Origin of the sequence: Chromobacterium fluminis, assembly GCF_011602385.1 — a bacterium.
In the GTDB taxonomy this organism is placed as follows: Bacteria; Pseudomonadota; Gammaproteobacteria; order Burkholderiales; family Chromobacteriaceae; genus Chromobacterium; species Chromobacterium fluminis.
On the sequence record NZ_JAAOMA010000012.1, the window covers coordinates 1 to 24,044 of the forward strand.

Below are 24,044 nucleotides of genomic sequence, written 5' to 3' on the forward strand. Positions count from 1 at the left end.
CCCGTGACCGCGCCGCCGCTCAGGCCCGCCTACAACGACCCTCAAGCCGGCCGCCTGCTGCTCAATCGCCTGCTGCCGGCCAAGATCCGCGACCGCCAGGGCTGGAGCAACGACATGCTCGCGGCCTTCGCTCATCTGAAGATCCCGTATACCGCGGAGAATTTCTGCGCGCTGGCGGCGGTAATCGAACAAGAATCCAGCTGGCAGGCGGACCCCACCGTGCCCAATCTGCCCGCCATCGTCTGGGACAAAATCGCCGAGCGAGCTCACGGCTACCTGATCCCGCTGCCGGTGGTCAAAGCCGGATTGATGAAGACATCTCCCAACGGAAAAAGCTATAAGGCGCGAATCGATAGCCTGCGCACCGAACGGGAAATGAACGATCTGTTCGAAGACATGGCGCGCGAAGCCAGCAAGCTGGGCCTGCCGATGAGCATGAAGAACCCGATACGCACCGGCGGGCCGATGCAAGTCAGCGTCGAATTCGCCGAAGGGCACGTCAAAGTCTGGCCCTACCCCTACCCGCGCAGCGGCAGCATCCGCCAAGAAGTGTTCACCCGCCGCGGCGGCGTCTACTTCGGCGCGGCCATCCTTCTGCAATACCCTGCGCCATACAGCCAGATGCTGTACCGCTTCGCCGACTTCAACGCCGGCCGCTACAGCAGCCGCAACGCGGCCTTCCAAGCCGTCATGGAAAAACTCAGCGGCAAGGATCTGACGCTGGACGGCGACCTGCTCAGCTACAAGGACGGCAAGGCTTACGCCAGCACCACCCAAAGCGCGGTCGTCAGCCAGGGCGGCAAACTGGGCATGGGCCAGGGCGAGATTCTGCGTGACCTGAAACTGGAGAAAAGCGCGGCCTTCAGCCAAAGCGAGCTCTACCGCAAAACTTACGCGTTGGCGGACCAGCGCTTCGGCAAACCCGCCGCGCGCGAGCGGCTGCCGCAAATCGACCTGAAAAGCCCCAAGATCACCCGCAAGCTAACCACCGAATGGTTCGCCAAGCGCGTCGACGGCCGCTATCAGAGTTGCCTGGCCCGCGCGCGTTGATCTAAAAACCGTCGCGATTATCATCTCGCGTCATCACCCGCCGGCGCCGCTCCCGACGCCGGGCGGATCTGGCTCGTCCGGCACAACAAGGCAAATTCATTCATGCGCACCACGCTCTCCTACTTCACCGGCTCGCTGCTGTTCAGCGTCGTCGTGCTGGCCGCCACCGGCTGGTACGGCTTCCAGCTGGGCGGCCCCGCCATGGCCAGCTCCTTTCTGGTCACCGCCCTGGTACTGGCGATTCTGGAAACCAGCGTGTCCTTCGACAACGCGGTCGTCAACGCCAGCGTGCTACAGGCGATGAGCTCGCTGTGGCGCAAGCTCTTCATGACGGTGGGCATCGCCGTCGCGGTGTTCGGCATGCGCATTCTCTTCCCGCTGCTCATCGTCGCCGTCGCCGGCGACACGCCCCTGCTCGAGGCTTTCGCTATCGCCACCCGCGAACCGTTGCGCTACCAGCAGATCATGCATGACTCCCACCTGATGATCATGGGCTTCGGGGCTACCTTCCTGCTGATGGTGGTGGTGGAATACTTCGTTAAAAAGGAAAAGGACGAACACTGGTTGCCGGCCGTCGAACCGCTGCTGGCGCGGCTGGGCTCGGTTGAAAACGCTCAGTCGCTGATCGCCATTCTGCTGATCGCTCTAGTGGCTGCCGCCATTCCCGCAGGTCAAAAGGTGGAGTTTCTCAGCAGTTGCTTCTGGGGATACGTGGTGTTCATGGCGCTGCACGTGTTCAAGCAGCTGTTCGGCGGCATGGACATTCAAACCGCCGCGGCCAAGAACGGCCTGATCGGTTTCGTCTATCTGGAAACACTGGACGCCAGTTTCTCCATGGACGGCGTGATCGCCGCCTTCGCCATCACCAACAATTTTTGGCTGATCGCCGCCGGGCTCGGCATCGGCGCGATGTTCGTGCGCTCCATGACCATCCTGCTGGTGGAGCGCAACATCATCGGTCAATTCAAATACCTGGAAACGTCGGCTTTCTGGGCCATCGCCGCCCTGGTGGCCATCATGTTCGCCGCCGCGCTCCACGTCGAACTCGGCGAAGTGCTCACCGGCCTGATCAGCGTCGCCATCATCGGCTTGGGCATCGTCACCAGCTTGCCGGGGCGCAAGCGCCGGCGCGACTGAGACGCCCGCGCCGCAATGCGAACAGGCCTGAAATCCAGGCCTGTTCTTTGTAAAGACCGCTCAATCAAAACCGGTAGCTGGCGCCCGTCATCAACTTGGCGGACAACTTCATCGCCCCCTTCACCGGGGCCGGCAATGAGGCGGCGCCCAGATCATGGGCCATGTCCGCATGCTTCAACTCGTCATCGCGCATCTGCTCGACAATCGCGCGGCTCTTGACGTCCGCTGCCGGCAAACGGCTCAGATGGCTGTCCAGATGCGCTCCCACCTGCTGCTCGGTTTCCTCCAGAAAGCCCAGATTCCACTTGTCGCCCAACACCCCCGCGGCCACGCCTATCGCCAGCGAGCCGGTGTACCACAGCGGGTTGAACACGCTGGGCCGGCCGCCCAATTCGCGGATGCGCCTCTCGGTCCAGGCCAGATGCTCCACCTCTTCTTGCGCCGCCTGGCGCAAGGCTTCGCGCGCCTGAGGCTTGCGCGCCGTCAGCGCCTGCCCCTGGTACAAAGCCTGGGCGCACACCTCGCCGCAGTGGTTCACCCTCATCAGCCCCAGCGCGTGTTTCTTTTCCTCCGCCGCCAGCTCCGCCTCGTCCAGCGCAGCATCCGGATGCGGCCTCAGGCTTTGCGCGGAAGCAAACAGGGTGCGTAGCCCCTTGTCGAACTCGACGATCCATTTGTCCAGCATCAATCCATTCTTTCTAGCGCTAATACAATCGTCGGCGATTATACCCGCCCGATACGCAGCACGGCAGCTACTGCTATAATTGCGCGGTTTATCGAAACATTGTGTTCAACACGCTCAACAAGGATTCCCTGATGGATCTCGCTAGCATCGGCCCGGGCAAAGACATGCCGGGCGACTTCAACGTCGTCATCGAAATCTCCGCCAACGCCGCCCCGATCAAGTACGAATTCGACAAAGACTGGAACGCGCTGGTGGTTGACCGCTTCATGGGCACTTCCATGATGTATCCGGCCAACTACGGTTTCGTGCCGCAAACCCTGGCTGGCGACGGCGACCCGGTTGACGTGCTGGTGGTGACGCCGTTCCCGCTGCCGCCGGGCGTGGTGGTGCGCTGTCGCGCGCTGGGCCTGATCAAGATGGAAGACGAATCCGGCGTTGACGCCAAGCTGGTGGCCGTGCCGGTGGAAAAACTGTGCCCGATGTACAAGTCCATCCAAAAGCTGGAAGACCTGCCGGAACTGCTGCGCGGCCAGATGGTTCACTTCTTCGAACACTACAAAGATCTGGAAAAAGGCAAGTGGGTCAAGATTCAAGGCTGGGGCACCCTGGACGACGCCAAGGCCGAACTGGTTGACGGCATCGCCCGCTTCGAAAAATAAGCGCACGGCGCTTGCCCTGACAGACAACCGGCGCGGGTCGCCGGTTTTTTCATGCCCGTCCGTCCCGTCTGCGCACATTCGCCAGCGCTGATATTGCAACGCAATATGCCATCATTATTTGCTACAATCGCTCTTGCTTGGACGCCTTCGCCGCATCCGCTTAGTAAAGCAAGTGATTGTTACTAAATACCATAAATAATTCTTTCACCCGTCGCCGCATTGCAGGTATCGTTCAATAAAGAGCGTCGGGGCGCGCCCAAGACGGCGATGCCTCGCTCGCTCGCCAAATGCCCCGCCGCCCGCAGCCGCCATGGCGTCGGGCAGCCCAACCGGAATCATAGTGACCTATATCGCCCAAGGCTCAGCACCGCAACTCCACTGGCTCCAGCAGCGCCTGGCCAGCCGGGGGTTGTCCGCGTCCGCGGGCGCAAGCGGACTGCCGTCTTGGCTGCCTCGCGACTGGCAAGGGTTTTACCTGTCCTCCTGCTGCTGGATCAATATCGATCCCCTGCATCAAGCCTCCTTGTCGTCCCGGCTGCGGCTCTGTCACGAACAAGGCATCCCCTTTCTGGAGCTGGACGGCGCCTGGCAGCCTCTGGGCACGGACTTCGGCTTCATGCTTTTGCTGGGCGCCGAACCCGCGCCGCCTCCCACCGCCGTGGCCTTGCTGGACGCGCTGGCGCCGCTGCCGGCCGCCTGGCTGCGCTGCGGCCCGGCCGGCAGCGCGCGCTATACCCGCCAGGTCTGGGAGGCCCTGCTGTTCATGCTGAGACGACACGCTCCGCCCAGCCCGGCCACACAGATCACGCCTGACTGGAAAACCGCGCTGCGCGAGCAATGGCAGCTATGGGAACAGCTGGTGCGGCTGTCCCAACGCTATCTGACGGAACGGAACCTGACCGCGGACAGCGCGACGGCGCGTCAGGACTTCGCCGAGCCTCCCCGGCTGCAAGACCACTACGCCGCCAGCCTTGCCAGGCTGATTCTGCAGGCGAACGGCTGCCAGCAAGCCTGGGGGCAGCTGTGGAGCGATTTTGCAACCCAGTCGCCTCTGGGGCCCAAAAACTAAAAAGCCCGCACGAATGCGGGCTTTTTTCACGACAAGAACCGGAATCAGACGGCGCTGGTCGCTTTCTTGCCTCGGGCTACAGCGGCGCTGGCGGCCTTGGCGGAGTTGGTGGCGGCTTCCACGCTGGCTTCGGCGATTTCCGCGCTGACTTTCTTGGCGGTCTTGGACACGCTTTCGAAAGCGGCGTTGGAGGTGTTCACCAAGCTTTTCAGAGCGGACACCGCTGCATCAGAGCCCGCCGGCGCGTTCTTGGACAAACGATCCAGATTGCTCAGCAGGGTCTGGTTGCCTTCGGCGATCTGCTCTTCGACAAAAGCGGTCAGCTCGTTCTGAGTGGCCAGCGCGGCGTCGTACACATTGCGCGCCACGGAGAAAGCCTGGTCGATGGACGGCTGGGCCAGGCTGCTCTGCACTTCGGCGAAAGCCTTGGGATCCTTGACTTCGCTCAGCGCCTTGATTGCCTGCGCATTATCGGCCAGCAGCTTGCGCGACAGATCCAGTTGCAGCGCGGCCAGACGCTCAGCGCCGGCCAGCATGATGGAGGAGAAACGCACGGCCTTGTCAAACTGCGACTGGCCGAGAGCGGAGAATTCTTGAGTAGTGGTAAACATGACGACTCCTAAAAAATATCCAAAATTGACAGCTCAGCAACGACAGCGAACTTAACCTGCGCTCTTGATGTTGCATCGCAACAATTGCCATTGTGGCTGGTCGGCTTTCTCGAGTCAAGAAAATGTTGCAATGCACAAGTCGCTAAATCACTATTTTTCATGGATTTTTGCAATACAAACATTCCAAAGACATTACAAAAAGGCCTTTCCCTTCCTCTTCGCTCAACGATTCCCGCAATTGCAACACTTGCCCGCGCCCAAGTCCTTTGCGCCTGCCGATTTCGGCCTTTTGGCCCCAAGCCGAGCAACGCCATTGAAAGCCCGTCAGCAACCCAGTACACTCGCCCCATAGAATAAATCTATCTACATGAAGCCAAGTACAATGAGCCCTGCGGCCAACGCATTCGACATAAAATCCGCCAGCCTGGATCTGCTGGCGCTCTTGCTGCGCACCGACAACCTGGATGAACTGAGCCAGGCGCTGGATGCGCGCTTCGGCACCGGCCACGACGCGCCGGTAGAAGCTTTCGTCCTCGACGTGGAAGCCTTGCCCGCCCCGGCCGAACTGGATTACGGCCGGCTGCTGCCCATGCTCAGCCGACGCGGCATCCGCGCAGTGGCCCTGCGCCACCCCAGCACCGCGCTGGCCGGCGTCGCCAGCCAGTTCGGCCTCGCTTACACCAGCAGCGCCACCCCGCCGCGCTCAGCGCAGAACACGCCGGAACCCGCCGACAAACCCGCCGCGCCGGAACCGGCCCCGGCCCCGGCCCCGGCCACCGGCGCCATGATCGTGGACCGTCCCGTGCGCGCCGGTCAGCAAATCTACGCCAAGGGTTGCGACCTGATCGTGCTGGCCATGGTCAGCGCCGGCGCTGAAGTCATCGCCGACGGCAACATCCATATCTACGCGCCCTTGCGCGGCCGCGCTCTCGCCGGCGCGCGCGGCAACGCCGGCGCCCGCATTTTCGCCCGCAGCATGGAAGCCGAACTGGTGTCCATCGCCGGGGTCTATCGAACTATCGAACAAGCCTTGCCCGACAGCATTCTGGGCAAGCCAACTCAAATCTATCTCGAGAACGAGCGCCTGGTCATGACCGCGCTCGGCGAGTAACAAGCCATTATTCAAAGGGATCGACTGTGGCAAAAATCATCGTTGTAACGTCCGGCAAGGGTGGCGTCGGTAAAACCACTACCAGTGCCAGCTTCTCCTCCGGCCTGGCGTTGCGCGGTCACAAAACCGTCGTCATCGACTTCGACGTCGGCCTGCGCAACCTGGACCTGATCATGGGTTGCGAACGCCGCGTGGTCTATGACCTGATCAATGTCGTCAACGGCGAAGCCAGCCTGAACCAGGCGCTGATCAAGGACAAGAACTGCGACAACCTCTACATCATCCCCGCCTCGCAAACCCGCGACAAAGACGCGTTGACGCTGGACGGCGTGGAGAAGGTGTTGAAGGACCTGGCCGAAGCCGGCTTCGAATACATCGTCTGCGACTCTCCGGCCGGCATCGAAAAAGGCGCGCTGATGGCGCTGTACTTCGCCGACGAAGCGCTGATCGTCACCAATCCGGAAGTCTCCTCGGTGCGCGACTCAGACCGCATCCTGGGCATTCTGTCCTCCAAGTCCAAGCGCGCGGAAGAAAGCCGCGAGCCGGTCAAGGAACATCTGCTGATCACCCGCTACTCCGCCGGCCGCGTCGACAAGGGCGAAATGCTGTCGGTGGACGATGTGAAGGAGATTCTGCGCGTGCCGCTGCTGGGCGTGATTCCGGAGTCGCAGACCGTTCTGCAAGCCTCCAACTCCGGCACCCCGGCCATCCACCTGAAAGGCTCGGACGTTGCCGATGCCTATTCCGACGTGGTGGCGCGTTTCCTGGGCGAAGAGCGCCCGATGCGTTTCCTCGATGCCCCCAAAGTGGGCATTCTGAAACGCCTCTTTGGAGGTTAAGTCATGTCCCTGATCGAAATGATCTTTGGCAAGCGCCAGAAAACGGCGGCCATTGCCAGAGAACGCCTGCAAATCATCTTGGCCCACGAACGCAACGGCCGCAGCGCGCCCGACTATCTGCCGGCGCTGCAGCGCGAATTGATGGAAGTGATCTCCAAATACGTCGCGGTCAATCTGGACGACATCAAGGTGCAAGTGGAGCGTCAGGACGACTTCGAAGTGCTGGAAGTCAATATCGTGCTGCCGGAGCACCAGCGCTGAGCCATGACGCTGACCGAACTTCGCTATATCGTCGCGGTGGCGCGGGAGCGCCACTTCGGCCGCGCCGCGCAAAGCTGCTTTGTCAGCCAGCCGACGCTGTCCATCGCCATCAAGAAGCTGGAGGACGAGCTGGGCGTCACGCTGTTTGAGCGCGGCGGCCAGGAAGTCAGCGTCACCGAGATCGGCGAGCGCATCATCGAGCAATCGCAGCGCGTGCTGGAAGAAGCCGAAACCGTCAAGCGCCTGGCCGGCGAGCATCAAAACGAGCTGGTGGGCCCGCTGAAGCTGGGGGTGATTTTCACCATCAGCCCCTATCTGCTTCCGCGCCTGATTCCGGCCTTGCGCATCCTGGCGCCTGACATGCCCTTGATCCTGGAGGAGAACTACACCTCCCGGCTCTCGGAAATGCTCAAGCGGGGCGAAGTGGACGCCATCATCGTCGCCGACCCCTTCGATGAAGCCGGCACCGTGGCGAGTCCGCTGTACGACGAACCCTTCGTCGTCGCCACGCCCAAGGGCCATCCCTGGGAAAAGCTGGGCGCCATCGCCGCCAATCAACTGGCAGACGAGAGCGTCTTGCTGCTGACCCAGGGCAATTGCTTCCGCGACCAGGTGCTGCAAGCCTGCAGCGACCTCGCCAGCCGGCAGAGCCATGGCGGCACGCTGGCTGCCAATCTGCAGGGCAGCTCGCTCAACACCATCCGTCACATGGTGGCCAGCGGCATGGGCGTCACGGTGATGCCGTCCACCTCGATTGGCCCGACCGATGAGTCGCTGCTGTCGGTGGTGCCGTTCAAGACGCCGGCGCCGCAGCGCCGCGTGCTGTTGGTGACGCGCAAGCAGTTCTTCCGCAAAAAGGCGATCGAAACCCTGCAACAGGCGGTGTTCCGCTCCGGGCTGGAAGGCGTTTCCATGCTGGAAGGCGAAGCGCCGGCGCAATAAGCCGGCTCCCGCCCCCAAACGAGACAACCGCTGCGCGCCCTGCCGCAGCGGTTTTTTTCCGCCCCACCACCGCAAGGAGTTTCCCCGTGTCTCAATTGCGCAGCATTGAAATCAAAGCCTTCGTGCCCGCCCGCGACTACGCGCTGTCGCAGCGCTTTTACGCCGATCTGGGCTTCGAGCAAAAGTCGGACAGCTACGGCGTCAGCTATTTCGTCCATGGCCAGTGCAGCTTCCTGCTGCAGGACTTCTATCATCCGCAATTGGCGGAAAACCTGGTCTTGCACTTACTGGTCGACGATGTCGACGCCTGGCACCGCCAATGGCTGGCCCAGGGCGTCGCCGAGCGCTATCCGGCCAAGATAGGCCCGCTCGTGGACCAGCCCTGGGGCATGCGCGACTTCTGCCTGCACGATCCCTCCGGCGTGCTGTGGCGCGTCGGCCAGAACCTGTAAGCCGCCGCGGGCCGGGCCCTCACACAGCGCGGCCAAGTTCCTCCTTCAGTATCGCGAACAGGCTTTCCGGTCTCCCGTTCAGGAAGAAGTGATCGCCGGGCAGGATCTCGCTGCGAAAACCGCCGGTGGTGTAGCCGCGCCATGAAGCCGCCGCCTCCGCGCCCCGGACCTCTTCGCTGCCGCCAAGAGCAAGTATCCGGCAGCTCAGCGGAGGGCGCGGCTCGGGATGGTAGGTCTCTATCGCCTCGAAATCAGCATGCAGGACCGGCAGAATGATCTGAACCAGCTCCGGGTGCTCCAGCACTTCCGCCGGCGTGCCGTTCATCCTCATCACCTCGTCCAGAAATTGCTCGTCCGGCAAAGCGTGGATCGGCCGATCCCTCGCGGGAAAGTGCGGCGCGGCGCGCCCGGAAACGATCAGGCATGACGGCGACGGCAGGCCGCGCGCCCGCGCCCGTTGAGCCACTTCGAACGCCAGGCTCGCCCCCATGCTGTGCCCGAACAAGGCGTAAGGCCGGTCCAATAGCGGCGTGATCGCGTCCATCGCCTCGTCGGCCAGTTGATCCAGCCGGTAGCGCAGCGCATCGTGAAACCGCCGCCCCCGCCCCGGCGGATGCATGGGCCGGACATCCACCTCTGCCGGAAGCCGCTCCTCCCAACCCCGGAACACCGCCGCGCCGCCGCCGGCGTAAGGGAAGCAAAACAGGCGCAGCGCCGCATGCCGGCCCGCCGGCGCGGCGTCCACCCACGCGCCGCCCGGCGCCGGCTTCCATTCGCGGTTCATGGCGCCACCTTGCGAACGAAACCGCCGGCCTCTTTGATCGCCGCCCTCGCCTCCGGCAGCATGGGCGCCAAGGTGGCCCATGCGTGCGGCAGCCGCCGCCACACCTTGAACTCCACCGCGACGCCGGCCGCGCTCGCCTTGCGGGCCACGCGCGCGGCGTCGTCCAACAGCACTTCGGTGTCGCTGGCCTGGATGAACAGATCGGGCAGGCCCGCGTACTCGCCGTAGAGCGGCGAGGCGATGGGATGATCGGCGGCGGCGTCGCCAAGGTAGTAGCGCGAGAAATTCCTCACCGCCACCGCGCTCAGCATCACGTCGGACGCATCATTCGCTTCCAGCGAGGCCCCGGTCGCCGCCAAATCCGTCCACGGCGAGAACAAGACCGCGCCGGCCGGCAAGGGCGCGCCCGCGTCGCGCAGCGACAGCAGCAAGGCGAGCGCCAGCCCGCCCCCCGACGAATCGCCGGCGATCACGATCCGGTCCGCCGCCACGCCCTCGTCCAGCAGCGCCCGATACGCCGCCAGCGCGTCGTCGACGGCGGCGGGGAACGGATGTTCCGGCGCCAGCCGGTAATCCAGCGAAAACGCCCGCGCGTCGGCTTCCCGCGCCAGCGCGGCGGCCACGCCCCGGTGCGTGACCGGGGAGCAGAAGCAATAGCCGCCGCCGTGCAGATACAGAATGACCCGCCCGGTCGCCTCACGCCGTTCGGCGGCCTCCGGTTCTATCCACTCGCCTCGCAGCGCCTGCGCGTCCAGCTTGCGCACCCGCCATCCGCGCGGCGGCTTTGCTTCGCCGCGAGCCCATTTCGCGCTGCGCTTGCGCATTTCCTGAGCGGTCAGGCCGGGTTTGCGGGTCAGAGATTTGGCCGTTCTGCGCAACAGCCACGAAAAACATAGGTTTTGCCAACTCATTGATCGATTCCCGGTAGCAAGAAAGAGAAACGCGCCGTCACGCCCCGCGCGCGCCTCACCCGAACACCAGTTTGCGATGCGCGGCGATGCCCGCCAGCGCGCCGTTGCCGATGGCCAGCGCCACGGTGCCTCCCCGATGCGTGATGTCGCCGCAAGCGAACACGCCCGGCGCCGATGTTTCCATCGCGTCGTCGGTCCGCACATAAGGCCCCAGCGGCCCCTCCTCTATCGCGCAGCCCAGCTGCTCCGCCACCGGGCTGGACAAGCGGAAGCGGCTCATCGTGAACAGCCCGTCGAACGCGATCCGGCGTCCATCGGCAAGTTCGACGGTGGCGCGGTCGACAATGCGCGCGATCCGGTCGCGCACGATCTCAACGCCCCGCCGCGCCAGCGCCTCGCGCTGCTCCTCGTCCGGCTCGAAGCCGCCGTCGGTCAGGAAGACAGTCTGGCCCCACTCCGGCATCAACATCGCCGACAAATAGGACAAGGGCCCGCCGCCGAGCACGCCGATGCGGCCCCGATCCAATTCGTAGCCGTGGCAGTAAGGGCAGTGGAACACGCTTTCCCCCCAGCGTTCCTCCAGACCCTCCAGCTCCGGCAGCTCGTCCACCACGCCGAAGGCCAGCACCAGCTGGCGCGCTCGGTAGTCTTGCCCGGATGAGCAGCGGAGCGTATAGCCGGCGTCGTTCCGCTCTGCCCGGACCACGCTGTCCACCCGCCATTGCGCGTTAGGGTAAGCGAGCAGTTGCGCCTTGCCGTCCGCGGCGATCGCGTCCGGCGAACGGCCATCCAGGCCGATCACGCCGTGAGATTGGGCGGCGAAGCGGTTGCGACGCGCGCCGGCATCGATTACCAGCACGCGGCGGCGCGCGCGCGCGATCTGCAGCGCGGCGGATTGTCCGGCGTGACTGCCGCCTATCACGACGACGTCGAACAACATTGAGGAGGTTTCTGAATTCATGGGTCGAGTGTCCTTGATTGGAAATGAATGGGATGGCGCGCGGGCGGCCTTCATAGGCGGCCGCCGCCGCAAGCTTCCGCTGCGCGGTCCAGCAGCCAGCGCACGATCAGCTTGGCGCGCGGCACGCGCTGCCCTTCGTCCCGCCGCCGCAGCGCCAGTTGCTGCGTGATCACCGCCAAACGCAGCAGGCCGTAGGCATACCAGTAGGCGGGTTCCGTCACCTCGCGTCCGGCGGCCGCCGCGTACAAATCGACCAGCGCCTCGCGCGTCGGCGCGCCCGGCGCGCAACTCGGCCCGGGCGCGTCCAGCCGCAGCAGCGACGAGTCCCGGCTCTCTATCCAGTAAGCGAGCGCGGCGCCAAGGTCGGCCAGCGGATGACCGACCGCGGCCAGCTCCCAATCGACGACGCCCACCAGCCGCGCCGGATCGCCCGGGTCGACGAGGATGTTGTCCAGCTTGTAGTCGTTGTGCAGCCAGGCGGAGGGCGCGGTCTGCGGCATCCGCTCGCTCAGCCAGTCGGCCACCGCCCGGAAGTCGGCGTCGGCCGCCGCGCCCGCCTCCTCCGCGTTCCAGCGCCGCCGCCATTCGCTCAGGATGCGGCGCAGATAGTCGGGGGGCCGGTCGGCCGGCGCGACCTCCAGCGCATGCAGGCTCGCCAGCGTCTCGATGAAGTTTTCCGCGAGCCGGCGCACGGTGTCGGGGCCGAGCGCTCCGCAGGCGGCCGGCGCAACGCCGTCCAGCTTTTCAACCAGCAGCAGCGCGGCGTCGCCGTCCTCGTCCACCGCCAGCGGCTTGGGCGCGAGCCGGAACTGGCCAGCCATCCGCTCAAGGAGCGCAAAGCGACGCCGCGCTTCCCGCGCGCCGCCCTCCGGCAGCCAGTAGGCGATGAGTTCGCTGTCGCCGCCCTGCACCAGGAACACCTCGCTGGCCCGGCCGCCGCCCACCCGCGTCGCGCGCGCGCCCACGCCGGAGCGGCCCAGCGCCGCCATCGCGCGCTCCGCGATCCGCGCGCTCATGCCAGCTCCCGCCGGAAGCCGGCCAGCGCATGGCGCGCCACCAGGCTCTTGTGCACCTCGTCCGGGCCGTCGTAAATCCGCCCCGCGCGTTCGTGCCGCCACAGCACATTGAGAATCGTGTCGCCGCTGACGCCCAGCGCGCCCTGCACCTGCAACGCGTGATCGAGCACGGTCTGCGTCACGCCGGCCACGAAGAACTTCGCGATCGAGATGTCGATCTGCGCGCGCTCGTGGCGGTTTTGCAGCCGCGTGGCCGCCTGGGTCACCAGCAGGCGCGCGGCGTCTATCGACGCGCGGCTCTCGGCGATCCAGTTCTGCACCGTCTGGCGCGAGGACAGCAGCTCGCCCGCCGCCAGTTCCCGGCGGCAGGCGCGCCGGCACATGATGGCGAAGGCGCGCTCGCACACGCCTATCCAGCGCGCACAATGGTGCAGCCGTCCGGTGGCGAGCCTGGCCTGCAGCACGACGAAGCCCTCGCCGGGCTTGCCCAGCATCGCGTCCTCGCCCACCCGGCAATCGTCCAGCACCAGTTCGCCGTGGCTGGCCCAGCCGCAGCCCTCGTCCCCCATCACCCGCAGATTGCGGACGTGGCGGAAGCCCGGCGCGTCGGTGGGCACGATGAAGGTGCTGGTGCGCGCGTGCAGCGGCGCGGCCTCGTCGGTGACGGCCAGCACGATGGCGAAGCCCGCGCCGTCGGCGCCGGACGCGAACCATTTGCGGCCGTTCAGATGCCAGGCGCCGTCCCTGTACACCGCCGTCGTTTTCAGCGAGGAGGGGTTGGATCCGGCGGACTCCGGCTCCGTCGCCGCGAAGCAGCTGCGCAGTTCGCCGCGCAATAGCGGCTCCAGCCAGCGCCGGCGCTGCGCGGGAGTCGCGTACTCCAGCAGCACGTCGATATTGCCGGCGTCGGGCGCCTGGTAGTTGACCGCGTAATGGCCCAGCGGCGAGGTGCCCAGCAGCTCGCCCACCTCCACCAGCTCAAGCAGGTTCAGGCCCAGGCCGCCGTCGGCTCGCGGCACCTGCGGCAGCCACAGGCCGTGCGCCCGGTTGGCCGCGCGGATGCCGCTCATCAACTGTTCCACGGTTTCGAAATCGCCGTTGGCGAGCGCCGCCTCCGGTTCCGCCAGCGCCGCCTCGACGGCGGCGAATGCCTTGACTCTGGTGTTCATTGTTCTTCCTCGGTTTCCATGTCTGAAACGGCCCGCCGCGCGGCGGCCTCCACGGCGCGCAAGGCGCCGGCCAGCCCGCTGACGAAGGGGGGGCGCATGATGCCGACGTGATCGCCGGGCAGGCGCAGCGGCGTCGCCGCGGCCGGCGCCGCCGCGCGCCAGCCGTCGATGAGCGCGGCGTCGTCGGGCGCGTCCGCCTCGCCGTCCCTGTCCGCGGCCACAATCAAATGCAGCGCCCCGGCATAAGGCGTCGCCGGCGCGTAATCCGTCAGCGAATGCGCGATGAAGGCGCGCACGCGCGCCGCGAATTCGGGCAGGCCAAGCTCCTCCGGCAGCACGCCCGCCGCTATCAGCCGCTCGCGCAAACGCCCCACTCTCCGCGCATCGTCCAGCGCGTCGAATTCATCGGCGTCGAATAGCCGCTTGGCGTCGGCCAGACGCGCGAAGCTGTTGCCGATCTCCGCCATCCAGCGGCTGTCCCGCCAGTCCCGCTTGTGCGGCCGCGCCGCCGACCCCGGCGGCAGGCTGTCCACGATGGAAACCCAAGCCACCGCCTCGCCCTGGCCGGCCAGTTGCCGCGCAATCTCAAGCGCGACCCAGCCGCCGAAAGAATGGCCGCCCAGGCGATAAGGCCCGTAAGGCCGCACCCGCCGGATGTCGGCGATCAGCGCCGTCGCGATGGCTTCGACGCCGGCCGCGTCGGCCTCGCCGGACCCGGGCAGCTCCATGCCCCATACCGAGAAGTCCTTGGACAGCTCGGCCGCGAGCGCGCGCAGATACGGCACATGCCCGCCCGCGCCCGGCGCGAAGAACAGCGGCGGCGCGTCGCCCGGCGCGGACAGCGCGACGAGCGCGCCGACCCGGACGCCGTCCGCGCCCGCGCCCTCGGTCTCGATGATCCGGGCCTGCTCGGCCACGGTCTGCGCCGTCAACAGACGGGCCACCACCGCCGCGTCCAGGCCAAAGGCCCGGCCGGCGCGGGAGCAGATCCGCAGCATCAGCAAAGAATCTCCGCCCAGCGCGCTGAAATCGCTGTCCTCCGACGGCGGTTCGCGCTTGAGCACGGCCGTCCACAAGGCGCTCAGCTCGCGTCGCAGAGCCGCGCCGCTGGGCCGCGCGGCGGCGGGCGCCTTGGCCGCCGCCGGCGTGGCGGCCGCCGAGGCCAGGCTCCGGCGCTCGCCGCCGTCCGCCCTGCTCGCGCCGCCGGCGGCCGCGTCCCCCGCCGTGGTTTCCCCGAGCAACGCGCGCAAGGCCGCCGCGTACTCCGCGACGAAGCGGACCACGGTCTCCGTCGAGAAATGCCCGCGCGACGGCACCAGGGTGATCCGCAATACGCCTTGCCGGCCGTCGAAGCTGCTTTGCACCACCAGCGGCACATTGGTCGTGTCGCTCGCATAGCCGTCGGACACCTCGATGTCGCGCACCGCGTCCTCCAGCGCGCGGAAGTGCGTGAAGTTGAACAGCGCGTCGAACACCGTGCCCACCTGCCGATGCAGTTCGATCAGCGGATAGCGCCGGCGGCTGAACACCTCCAGCTCGGCCGCCTGCACCGCGCGCACCAGCGCGACCGCGTCGAAGACGCCGGCCGGGAAATCGAAGCCGAGCGGCAGGCTGTTCAGGAACAGGCCCAGCGCCCGGTCGCCGTCCGCGCCCTCGCTGCGGCCGTTGAACACCACGCCGCTCGTCACCGCCGGCCTGCCGCAGATGCGCGACAAGGCGAGCAGATGCGCCGTCAGCAGCACGCTCTTCACCGAGGCGCCCGCGCGCGCGGCGAGCACTTCCAGGCCGGCGGACTCAGCGGCCGAAATCGGCACCTCCGCCGGCGCCGCGTCGCCGTCCGGCTCCCGCGCCAGCCGCGTGGCCGGCAAGGATTGCAGCCGCGCGCGCCACCAATCGCTCAGCGCGTCCGAACGCGCCGCCTCGCGCTCCCCCTCGACGAAATCACGGAACCGGCTCGTGGGCACAGCCAGCGTCAGCGGCCGGCCGGCCAGCCGCGCCGAATAGTCGGAGATCAGCTCGGAGAGCAGCAGATTGAAACTCCAGCCGTCCAGAATCGCGTGGTGCTTGGTCACGCCGATATGCATCGCCTCTTCGCTCAAGCGATGCACGGCGAAGCGGATCAGCGGCGGACGCTCGACGTCGAAGCGCCGGCGCTGCTCGGCTTCGCGCCAATCTCGAATCCGCGCGTCCTGCCGCTCCGGGTCTAGGCCTCGCCAATCGCTGACCGTCAGCGGCAAAGGCACCTGACGATGCACGAACTGCAGCGGCTCCTCGTCGGCCGCGAGGTCGAAGGCGGTGCGCAGCGCCGGATGGCGCTCGAAGGCGCCGCGCAGCGCCGCCTCTAGCGCGGCAGCGTCGAATGGTAGAGCCAGACGCTGGCCGTTGACGTTGTGGTAAGCCGAATCCTGGCCGTGCCGCATTTCATTGGCGAGCATCGCCATCTGCATCGCGCTGAGCGGATAGGCGTCCTCGTGGGCGGCATCCAGCAGCGGTGACGGCGGCGCGCTCGCGGCCGGCGGCGCCGAATCCGCCTGCCGGACGCGCGGCGCGAGCCGCTCTATGGTCAGGGAGCGCATCAAGTCGTCCAGCGAAAAATCGATGTTGACCTTGTGCGCGGCGGACAGGATCTGAATGCTCAGGATGGAGTCACCGCCCAGCTCGAAGAAGTTATCGCTAACGCCGATAGGCGAGCGTTTGAGCACGGACTCGAACACGCCGACCAGCGCCTGCTCCACCGCGTTGCGTGGCGCTACGCGCGGACGCGCCGCGTCGGCGTCCGCCGCCAGCGCGCCGGCCAGCCTGCGGCGATCCAGCTTGCCGTTGCTCGTCAACGGAATCGCGCCCACCTCGACCAGACGCGCCGGCACCGCATGCGGCGGCAGGCGCAGGGCAAGCCAGTCCCGCAGCGCGGAGCCGGACACGCGCGCCGAACCGCGCGCCACCACAAAACCCGCCAACTGGGCGTGGCCGTCTATGGTCGCGTCGTCGACCATGACCGCCGCGGCCGCGACGTCCGGATGCCGGGCCAGCGTCGCCTCGACTTCGCCCAGCTCGATGCGGAAACCACGGATCTTGACCTGGTCGTCGATGCGGCCCAGATAGTCCAGCTCGCCGCGCGCGTCGAAGCGCCCTAGGTCTCCGCTGCGATAAAGCCGCTCGCCGGGCAGGAAGGGGTCCGCGATGAAACGTTCGCGGTTGAGCTCGGGACGATTGTGGTAACCGCGCGCCACGCCCTCCCCGCCCACGTGAATTTCGCCCGGCACGCCCGGCGGCGCCGGATGCCCGGCGGCGTCGAGCAGGTAGACGCGGTAACCCGGCAAGGGCCTACCCACAGGGCTGCGCGACGACTGCGCGTCGCCCGGGCCCAATACGCGCTCGGTGACATGCACCGTGGTCTCGGTGATGCCGTAGAGATTGACCAGCGCAACGCCGCCCGCATCGTTCAGGCAGGCGGCGAACTGGCTGGGAATCGTCGCCTCGCCGCCAAAGAACACATAACGCAAGCCGGCCGGCAAAGGCCGCCGCGCGTCGTCCAGCGCGCGCAGCAGCTGCTTGAAGGCGCTGGGGGTCTGGCTCAGCATCGTGACGCCCTCGCGTTCCAGCAGCGCGAGAAATTCATCCGGCGTGCGCGAGCAGCGGTAAGGCACGATTTCCAGCCGTCCGCCATGCAGCAAGGCGCCCCAGATTTCCCATACCGAGAAGTCGAAGGCATAGGAATGGAACAAGGTCCATACGTCCGACGGTCCGATGCCGTAGCTCCGGCGCGTGGCCGCGAACAAATGGTCCGCGTTGCGGTGCTCCACGCACACGCCTTTAGGCTGCCCGGTCGAACCCGAGGTGTAGATTACGTAGCAAAGGTCCGCGGGCGAAGTGTCGCGCGGCGGCGGCGCGTCTTCGCGCTCGCCGGACGCCGCCGCTTCTCCCATCCCGATCAGAACCCCGCCGAAGTCCCCGAAGCGATCTCGCGCTTCTTCGCCGCAGATCAGCGCGCCGGCGCCGATATCGTCCAGCATCCACGCGAGGCGTTCCGACGGATGGTCGAGATCCAGCGGCACGTAAAAGGCGCCCGCCTTCAGCACGGCCAGAATCGCGACGACGCTGTCCATGCCGCGGCCAAACGCCAGCGCGACAGGCGCGTTGCCGCGCACCTCGGCCGCGTCCAGCCGCCACGCCAGCCGGTTGGCGCGACGATCCAGTTCCGCGTAAGTCAGCGTCTCCCCGTCGCACTTCAGCGCGACGGCGTCCGGCCGCGAGCGCGCTTGCGCCTCAAAACGGCGATGCAGGCACTGGCGCTCCGCATCGTCCGCGCGACGGGCCGCCGCGTTCCAGCGCGCGGCCAGCGCGCCGCCTGCTTCGTCGCCCAACAGCGACACCCGCGCGACGCTCAGCGCCGGGCCGCCGCGTTCGAACTGGCCCAGCACCTCCGCCAGCATCTCGACGACTCGCTCCGCCGACGCCGCCGAGATCCGCTGGCGGTCGAAATGCAGACGCAGGCGCAAGCGCTCGCCGGGAATCGCCACCACGGTCAGCGGGTAATTGGTTTGTTCCACCACCTCGACATCGCTCACGCCCAGTTGCTCTCGATAGCGTTTCGCATCCGCCCGCGCCGGGTAGTTCTCAAACACCACCAGGCTCTCGAACAGGGGCGCGCCGGGAGCGACTCCGCTCCAGCCCGGAATCGCGTGCAGCGGCGTGTACGCATAGGCTTCGGCGTCGACGTGCTGGCGATGCAGCCGCCGCAGCCAGTCGCCCAGCGTCAGTTCAAGATCGACGGACGCCCGCGTCGGCAGCGCGTTGACGAAGAGCCCCACCATCTGCTCGACACCGCGCAGCTCCGCCGGCCGGCCGGACACGGTGGTGCCGAACACCACGTCGTCGCGGCCGCTCGCGCGCGCCAACAACAAGGCCCAGGCGGCCTGGATCACCGTGCTCTGTGTAAGCTCGCACTCTCGCGCCAAACGCTGCAATCCCTCGCTCGCTCGCGCGTCGAGCTCGCGTTCTATCAAACCGTGGCCGGGCGCGCGGTCCGGGCGCGCGTCGTCGGCGAACGGCAGGGGCGTGGCCGAGCGCACATCGCCCAGCCGCGCGCGCCAGAAGGCTTCGGCCGCGGCGCCGTCCTGTTCGTCCAACCAGCGCAGGAAGGCGCTGTACGGCTGGGACGGCGGCAGAGCCGGAACGGAGCCGCGCCGGTAGGCGTCGTAGCAGGCGAGGGCCTCGCCCAGTACGATCTGCACCGACCAACCATCCAGCAGCAGATGGTGATAGCTCCACACGAACTCGTAGCGCTCCTCTCCGGTGCGGAACAAGGCGCAGCGCATCAGCGGCGCGCGGCTCAGGTGAAAACCGGGACGCCGGTCCGCGTCCCGATAGGCGGCGAGACGGCGCTGCTGTTCCTCTTGGTCAAACGCTCGCCAGTCCTCCTCCACCCACGGCAGTTCGACGTCGCGGAAGACCACCTGCACCGGCTTGGACGGGCCGTCCCACAGAAAGCCGGTGCGCAGCACGCCGTGCCGCGCGACCACCGCTTCCAGCGCGCGCCGGTAATCGGCGGCGTTGAGCGCGGCGTGGAAGGAGCAAGCCACCTGCTCGTAATAGACGCCGGACTCCGGCGCCTTCAGCGTATGAAACAGCAGGCCCTGTTGCGTCGGCGTCAACGGCAGCATGGTCTCGACTTTCGAGCGGGCTTGCTGTGCGGTATTCGATAATGTTTGGTTCATAACTGTTCGTTCAGTAGCTGTAACACTTCGTCGATATCGTTCTGGTCCAGATGAGCGAGCGGCAGGTCCGATGGCGTCAGGCCCCCGGACTCCGGCGACTGGCAATGCGCCAGCACCGCGTCCAACTCGGCTCGGAAGCCCTCGGCCAGCGCCGTGATCGCCCCTTCCCGCTGTCGCGCCGCGCTATACAGCCAGTCCACCCGCAAGCGCCCTTCGTGCACCTGCGCCACCACGTCCAGCCCGTAGCGCCGCCTCATCCCCGCCCCGCGCGTCCCGCCCGGCGGCTCGCCCAACCACGTGGAGCGCGGCTCGCCGCCCTCCTCCAGCCGCCATTGGCCCAGGTAGTTGAAACACACCGTGCGCGCGTGGCCGCCCAGCTCCAACCCGCGGCCGCCGTAACGCAGCGCGTGGTAAGCCAGGCCGCCGTCCGGCACGCTCCGCATCCGCTCCTTCACCCGTTTCAGATCCCCTGACAGCTCCCCGCTCAGCGGCAGCCGCAGCGGATACAGGCTGGTGAACCAGCCCACGGTGCGCGACACGTCCACGCCCGCCAGCCCGTCCCGGCCGTGCCCTTCCAGGTCCAGCACGCATTCCTCCGCACCCGTCCATTGGCGCAAGGCGCGCGCCAGCGCGGTCACCAGCAATTCTTCCGGACGCATCCGGTAAGCCTCGCCCGCTTGCCGCAGCCAGCGTTCCGTCGTCTCCGCGTCCCACTGCAGCGACACCCGCGACTCGGCCGCCACCGTATCCTCGGCCGCGCTGAAACCCGGCAGCGACATGCCCGGCGCGTCCATCTCCCGCCAGTAACTCAGCGTTGAGTCCGGCAAGGCTTCCGCCCATTCCCACAGCCGCTGCGACCATGCCTGGTACGACACCGTCTTGGCCGGCCATGTCGCCGCCTCGCCCCGGCTCAGCGCCGCGTAGGCCCGCCATAGGTCTTCCAGCAGAATCCGCCACGACACCCCGTCCACCGAGGCGTGATGCCCCAGCCACAGCAAGCGCCAGCCCTCCTCCAGCCGGTACAGCCGCGCCGCCCACAGGCTCGCGCCGCCCAGACGCAGGCTGGCTTGCAACGCGGCGGCGTCCCGCTCCAGCGCGGCCTCCGCATCGGCCAGGCCGCGCAAGTCCACGGCCTTCACTTCCACCGGTTCGCCCGCGCCGCTGTCCTGAATCCAGCGCTCGCCGTCCCGCCGCCAGCCTATCCGCAGCGCGTCGTGCCGCTGCGCCACCGCCTGCAGCGCGCCGATCAGCGCCTCCGCGTCGACGGACCCGCCCAGGCCCAGATAGGCCCCCTGGTTGAACTGTTCCCAGTCCGTGCCCGGCCAGTCCAGATACCAGGCCTGAATAGGACCGGGCCTCACTTCGCCGATCACCTCGCCCTGCTCCGCCTGCGCGCCGGCGTCTTCCGCCGCGCAGCCTTCCGCCGCCAGTTCCGCAATCGTCGGATAGCGGAACACTTGCTGCGGGCTGAGGCGCAAGCCCCGTTCCGCCGCCCGCGACGCCATCTGTATGCTCAGGATGGAGTCGCCGCCCAGCGCGAAGAAGTTGTCCCTCACCCCCACGCGCTCCAGCCCCAGCAAGCCTTGCCAGATATCCACCAGCGCCGCCTCGGCCTCGGTCTCCGCCGCCGCCGTTCCCGTCTCGACCACCGGCTCCGGCAGACGCTTGCGGTCCACCTTGCCGTTGGCGGACTGCGGCAAGGCGTCCAGCCACACCCAGGCGCGCGGCACCATATAAGCCGGCAGGCGCGCCTCCAGCCACGCCTGCACCGCGGCCGCATCCGCGGCCTCGCCCGAATCCGGCCGCGCCACCAGATAGCCGACCAATTGCTTCTCATCCGCGGCGCTGCGCCGCAGCGCGACGGCGCAGCCGCTCAGCCCAGGGTGGTGGCCCAGCGTCGCCTCGATCTCGCCCAGTTCTATCCGATAACCGCGCAGCTTGATTTGCTCGTCGATCCGGCCCAGGAACTCCAACACCCCGTCGCGCCGCCAGCGCACGCGGTCTCCGGTGCGATACCAGCGTCCGCCGTCCGGCGGCGGAGCGGCGACGAAACGCTCCACCGTCAAGTCGGGGCGCCCCAGATAACCTAGCGCGAGCCCGTCGCCGCCCGCCCACAATTCGCCGGGCACGCCGACAGGCACCAACCGGCCGCCGGCGTCGACCACGCGCACCTCGGTGTTGCCGATAGGCCGCCCAATCGGAATCGAACCGCGTTTCACGTCGCCGGCCGTCACCCGATGGCTGCAAGTAAAGGTGGTGTTTTCCGTCGGGCCGTAGCCGTTGATCAGCGCAACACCGGGGCAGGCCTCGAGGAAAGCCCGGCAGCTCGCCACCGGCAGCGCGTCGCCGCCGGTCAGCAGTTCGCGCAGGCCGCCCAACGCGGCCGGCTCCTCTTCCACCGCCATGCGGAACAGGTCGGCGGTCAACCACATCGTGGTGACGCCGTCGCGCGACGCCGCATCCAGGAAGGGCATGCCGGGCTCGGCCAGCACCAGCCGCCCGCCGTTCAGCCAGCATCCCCATATTTCGAAAGTCGAGGCGTCGAAGCCCAGCGGCGACTGCTGCAACATCACCGTAGACGCGTCCAGCCGCGCATAACCGCCGCCGGTCGCTAGCCTCACCACCGCGCGGTGCGGCACCGCCACGCCCTTGGGCTGACCGGTGGACCCCGAGGTGTACATCACATAGGCCAGGCCCTCCGCCTCCGCGCGCCGCGCTTCGGACAGGAGCGGCCGCGCGGCGCCGGCTTCGCAATCGGCCAGGCTCAACACCGGCCCGGCATAATCGCCGAGCCATCCGGCGTCCAAGCCGTCGGCGACGATCATCAAGGCCGGCGCGGCGTCCACCGTCATCGCGCGCAAACGCGCGGCCGGATAAGTCGGGTCCAGCGGCAGATAGGCGGCGCCCGCCTTCAGCACGGCGAGGAAGGCGGCTAGCAGCCGCGGCGAGCGCTCGCCCGCGACGCCCACCACCGCTCCCGCTTCGACGCCGGCCGCGCGCAGCGCGCCGGCCGCGCGGTCCGACCACTGATCAAGCTCCGCGTAAGTCCAACGCACGCCGCCCTGTTCCAGCGCGACGCGTCCGGGATGGTCCGCCGCGCGCTCGCGAAACAGCCGGTCTATCGAGGCATCGGCGCGATACGGCAGCTCATGCCGCCCCCATCCTCGCAGACGCGCCTCTTCCTCGGCGGATAATATGGGCAAGCCGCGCGCGTCCGCGTCGGGCGAAGCGAGCGCCGCGCGCAGCAGCGCCAGGTAGTGCTCGCCCAACTGGCGGATGGTGGCCGCTTCGTACAGATCGGTGTTGTACTGCCACACCGCGAAAGTGCCTCGCTCGTCGCCCTCGATCGACAGATAGAGATCGAAGCGCGCGAACGGGCTGTCCAGATCGAAGGGCATGGCCGCACCGCTCGCGGTGCGCACCGCCGGCAGGCGGACGTTCTGGAAAGCGAACACCGTCTGCGCGAACTGTTCGTGCCGGGGGCCGCCGCGCGCGCGCAGCCGCTCCACGATGGCGTCCAGCGGCACGCCCTGGCGGGCGAAAGCCCGTGCGCTGGCGTCGCGGGCCCGGTCCACCAGCGCGCCGAAGCTGTCGCCCTCGCCCACCTCGGTGGCCAGCGCCACCAGGTTGACAAAGTAGCCGGCGATCTCCTCAGCGGCCTGGAAAGGCCGGTTGGCCGCCGGCGTCAGCGTCAACGCGCGCGCTTCGCCGGTATAGCGATGTTGAAGCAGCGCGAAGGCGCTAAACAAAGTGGTGAACAGTGTGGTGTTGCGGCTGCGGGAAAACGCGGCCGCCGCGTCCATGCACGCGGCCGGAATCTCGAAGCGCTCGGTGCCGCCGCGCCCGCTCAGCGCCGGCGGACGCGGGCGGTCGCCGCGTATCGCCGGCACCTCGTCCACTTCCGCCAAGTCGTCCACCCAGTCGTCCAGTTGCGCCGCGTAGTCCGGCGACGCCATCCAACGGCGCTGCCAGGCGGAATAGTCTCGATAGCTGAGGCCGGACGCCGAGTCCTCGGCCGCGTCCGGCGACGCGAGATAGGCGCTGAAATCGCGAATCAGCACGCTCATCGACCAGCGGTCGAAGATGGCGTGATGGATGGTCAGCACCAGCACGGCGGCGCGCTCGGGCGTCGAGAACAAATCGACGCGCCACATCGGCGCGCCGGCGGCAAACGGCAGCCGGGCCAAGTCGGCTGCGCGCGCGCGCAAGGCGTCGTCGCCGTCCACCATCCACGCTTGCAGCGCGACGATCGGCTCCGGCAAAACCGTCTGTCGCACCGGCTCGCCGTCGCTAAAGACGGTGCGCAGGATGTCGTGCCGGCGTGCAAGCGTCGCGAAGGCGCGGGCGACAGCCTCCGCGTCCACCGCGTCCGCGAGTTCGATCGCCGCCTGTTCGTTGTACATCGCCGGATCGCCCAGCCGCGTCGCCGCGACCAGCCTAGCCTGTCCCGGCGACAAGACCGCCGCGTCGCCGGCCTCGCCCGGCTGCGCCGGCGCCAGCGGCGCGGCGCGCGCGTCCTCGTCGTCGAGCACGCGCAACAGTTCCGCCTTGGCCTCGCGCAGCCGCGCGACCAGCGCGGCGTCTAGCGCGCCCTGCGGCGCTTGTATCTGAAGCTGATCGCCGCAACGGCGCAGCGTAACGCCCGCGTCGGCAAGATCAGTCATGAGCCG

At 67.6% G+C, this 24,044-nt stretch carries 19 protein-coding genes; 9 read left to right on the forward strand and 10 right to left on the reverse strand.

The annotated features are described in order from the left end of the window. Together HA052_RS10135 and HA052_RS10140 are read left to right on the forward strand one after the other, a co-directional pair. Positions 1-1,050, forward strand: a 1,050-nt coding sequence (locus HA052_RS10135) for a DUF1615 domain-containing protein (RefSeq protein WP_166451847.1), incomplete at its 5' end; no start/stop codon positions are given. Between the two features lie 102 nt (positions 1,051-1,152). Beyond that, on the forward strand, positions 1,153-2,187 hold the full coding sequence (locus tag HA052_RS10140) for a DUF475 domain-containing protein (RefSeq protein WP_081547366.1): 1,035 nt from the start codon (positions 1,153-1,155) through the stop codon (positions 2,185-2,187). A gap of 64 nt (positions 2,188-2,251) precedes the next feature. On the opposite strand, the gene coq7 is transcribed toward HA052_RS10140, so the two are convergent. Beyond that, positions 2,252-2,872, reverse strand: a complete 621-nt coding sequence (gene coq7 / locus HA052_RS10145) for a 2-polyprenyl-3-methyl-6-methoxy-1,4-benzoquinone monooxygenase (protein ID WP_166451848.1) — start codon at positions 2,870-2,872, stop codon at positions 2,252-2,254. 131 nt (positions 2,873-3,003) lie between these two features. Here coq7 and ppa point away from each other — a divergent pair, with 131 nt between their 5' ends. Continuing rightward, on the forward strand, positions 3,004-3,531 hold the full coding sequence (gene ppa / locus HA052_RS10150; protein ID WP_081547362.1) for an inorganic diphosphatase: 528 nt from the start codon (positions 3,004-3,006) through the stop codon (positions 3,529-3,531). Between the two features lie 340 nt (positions 3,532-3,871). After that, positions 3,872-4,600: a hypothetical protein gene (locus tag HA052_RS10155; RefSeq protein WP_166451849.1), complete on the forward strand. Its 729-nt coding sequence runs from the start codon at positions 3,872-3,874 to the stop codon at positions 4,598-4,600. A gap of 44 nt (positions 4,601-4,644) precedes the next feature. Here HA052_RS10155 and HA052_RS10160 read toward each other — a convergent pair whose 3' ends face one another. Together HA052_RS10160 and HA052_RS10165 are read right to left on the reverse strand one after the other, a co-directional pair. Then, a complete protein-coding gene (locus HA052_RS10160; RefSeq protein ID WP_081547358.1) occupies positions 4,645-5,211 on the reverse strand; it encodes a phasin family protein in 567 nt (188 codons plus the stop codon). 8 nt (positions 5,212-5,219) lie between these two features. Beyond that, positions 5,220-5,561 carry a hypothetical protein gene (locus HA052_RS10165; RefSeq protein WP_141111220.1) on the reverse strand — a complete coding sequence of 114 codons (342 nt, stop codon included), beginning with the start codon at positions 5,559-5,561 and terminating at the stop codon, positions 5,220-5,222. A gap of 17 nt (positions 5,562-5,578) precedes the next feature. Between HA052_RS10165 and minC the strand changes: the two genes are divergently transcribed. From minC to HA052_RS10190, 5 genes are all read left to right on the forward strand, one after another. Further along, positions 5,579-6,322, forward strand: a complete 744-nt coding sequence (gene minC, locus HA052_RS10170; protein WP_240937330.1) for a septum site-determining protein MinC — start codon at positions 5,579-5,581, stop codon at positions 6,320-6,322. A gap of 26 nt (positions 6,323-6,348) precedes the next feature. Then, on the forward strand, positions 6,349-7,161 hold the full coding sequence (gene minD, locus HA052_RS10175) for a septum site-determining protein MinD (RefSeq protein ID WP_019104115.1): 813 nt from the start codon (positions 6,349-6,351) through the stop codon (positions 7,159-7,161). Between the two features lie 3 nt (positions 7,162-7,164). Next, positions 7,165-7,422: a cell division topological specificity factor MinE gene (gene minE / locus HA052_RS10180; protein WP_019104116.1), complete on the forward strand. Its 258-nt coding sequence runs from the start codon at positions 7,165-7,167 to the stop codon at positions 7,420-7,422. A 3-nt stretch (positions 7,423-7,425) separates the two neighbouring features. After that, the gene (locus HA052_RS10185; RefSeq protein ID WP_166451850.1) at positions 7,426-8,364 is read left to right on the forward strand and encodes a LysR substrate-binding domain-containing protein; all 939 of its coding nucleotides are present in this window, start codon (positions 7,426-7,428) and stop codon (positions 8,362-8,364) included. Positions 8,365-8,450: 86 nt separating this feature from the next. Continuing rightward, positions 8,451-8,816 carry a VOC family protein gene (locus tag HA052_RS10190; RefSeq protein WP_166451851.1) on the forward strand — a complete coding sequence of 122 codons (366 nt, stop codon included), beginning with the start codon at positions 8,451-8,453 and terminating at the stop codon, positions 8,814-8,816. Positions 8,817-8,835: 19 nt separating this feature from the next. On the opposite strand, the gene HA052_RS10195 is transcribed toward HA052_RS10190, so the two are convergent. The 7 genes from HA052_RS10195 to HA052_RS10225 are packed head-to-tail and all read right to left on the reverse strand — an operon-like array spanning position 8,836 to position 24,038. After that, positions 8,836-9,600 (reverse strand): thioesterase II family protein, encoded by a 765-nt coding sequence (locus tag HA052_RS10195; protein WP_166451852.1) that lies wholly within the window; start codon positions 9,598-9,600, stop codon positions 8,836-8,838. Beyond that, on the reverse strand, positions 9,597-10,511 hold the full coding sequence (locus tag HA052_RS10200) for an alpha/beta hydrolase (RefSeq protein ID WP_166451853.1): 915 nt from the start codon (positions 10,509-10,511) through the stop codon (positions 9,597-9,599). The genes HA052_RS10195 and HA052_RS10200 overlap by 4 nt, the downstream gene beginning before the upstream one ends. Before the next feature lie 55 nt (positions 10,512-10,566). Beyond that, complete coding sequence (locus HA052_RS10205) at positions 10,567-11,472, reverse strand: NAD(P)/FAD-dependent oxidoreductase (protein WP_166451854.1); 906 nt, start codon at positions 11,470-11,472, stop codon at positions 10,567-10,569. Positions 11,473-11,522: 50 nt separating this feature from the next. Beyond that, on the reverse strand, positions 11,523-12,488 hold the full coding sequence (locus HA052_RS10210; RefSeq protein ID WP_166451855.1) for a phosphotransferase family protein: 966 nt from the start codon (positions 12,486-12,488) through the stop codon (positions 11,523-11,525). Continuing rightward, a complete protein-coding gene (locus tag HA052_RS10215) occupies positions 12,485-13,657 on the reverse strand; it encodes an acyl-CoA dehydrogenase family protein (protein ID WP_166451856.1) in 1,173 nt (390 codons plus the stop codon). The genes HA052_RS10210 and HA052_RS10215 overlap by 4 nt, the downstream gene beginning before the upstream one ends. After that, complete coding sequence (locus tag HA052_RS10220; RefSeq protein ID WP_206118857.1) at positions 13,654-19,374, reverse strand: non-ribosomal peptide synthetase; 5,721 nt, start codon at positions 19,372-19,374, stop codon at positions 13,654-13,656. Before HA052_RS10220 ends, HA052_RS10215 begins: the two co-directional genes overlap by 4 nt. After that, positions 19,371-24,038 (reverse strand): non-ribosomal peptide synthetase, encoded by a 4,668-nt coding sequence (locus HA052_RS10225; protein WP_166451857.1) that lies wholly within the window; start codon positions 24,036-24,038, stop codon positions 19,371-19,373. Before HA052_RS10225 ends, HA052_RS10220 begins: the two co-directional genes overlap by 4 nt. Positions 24,039-24,044: the final 6 nt, after the last annotated feature.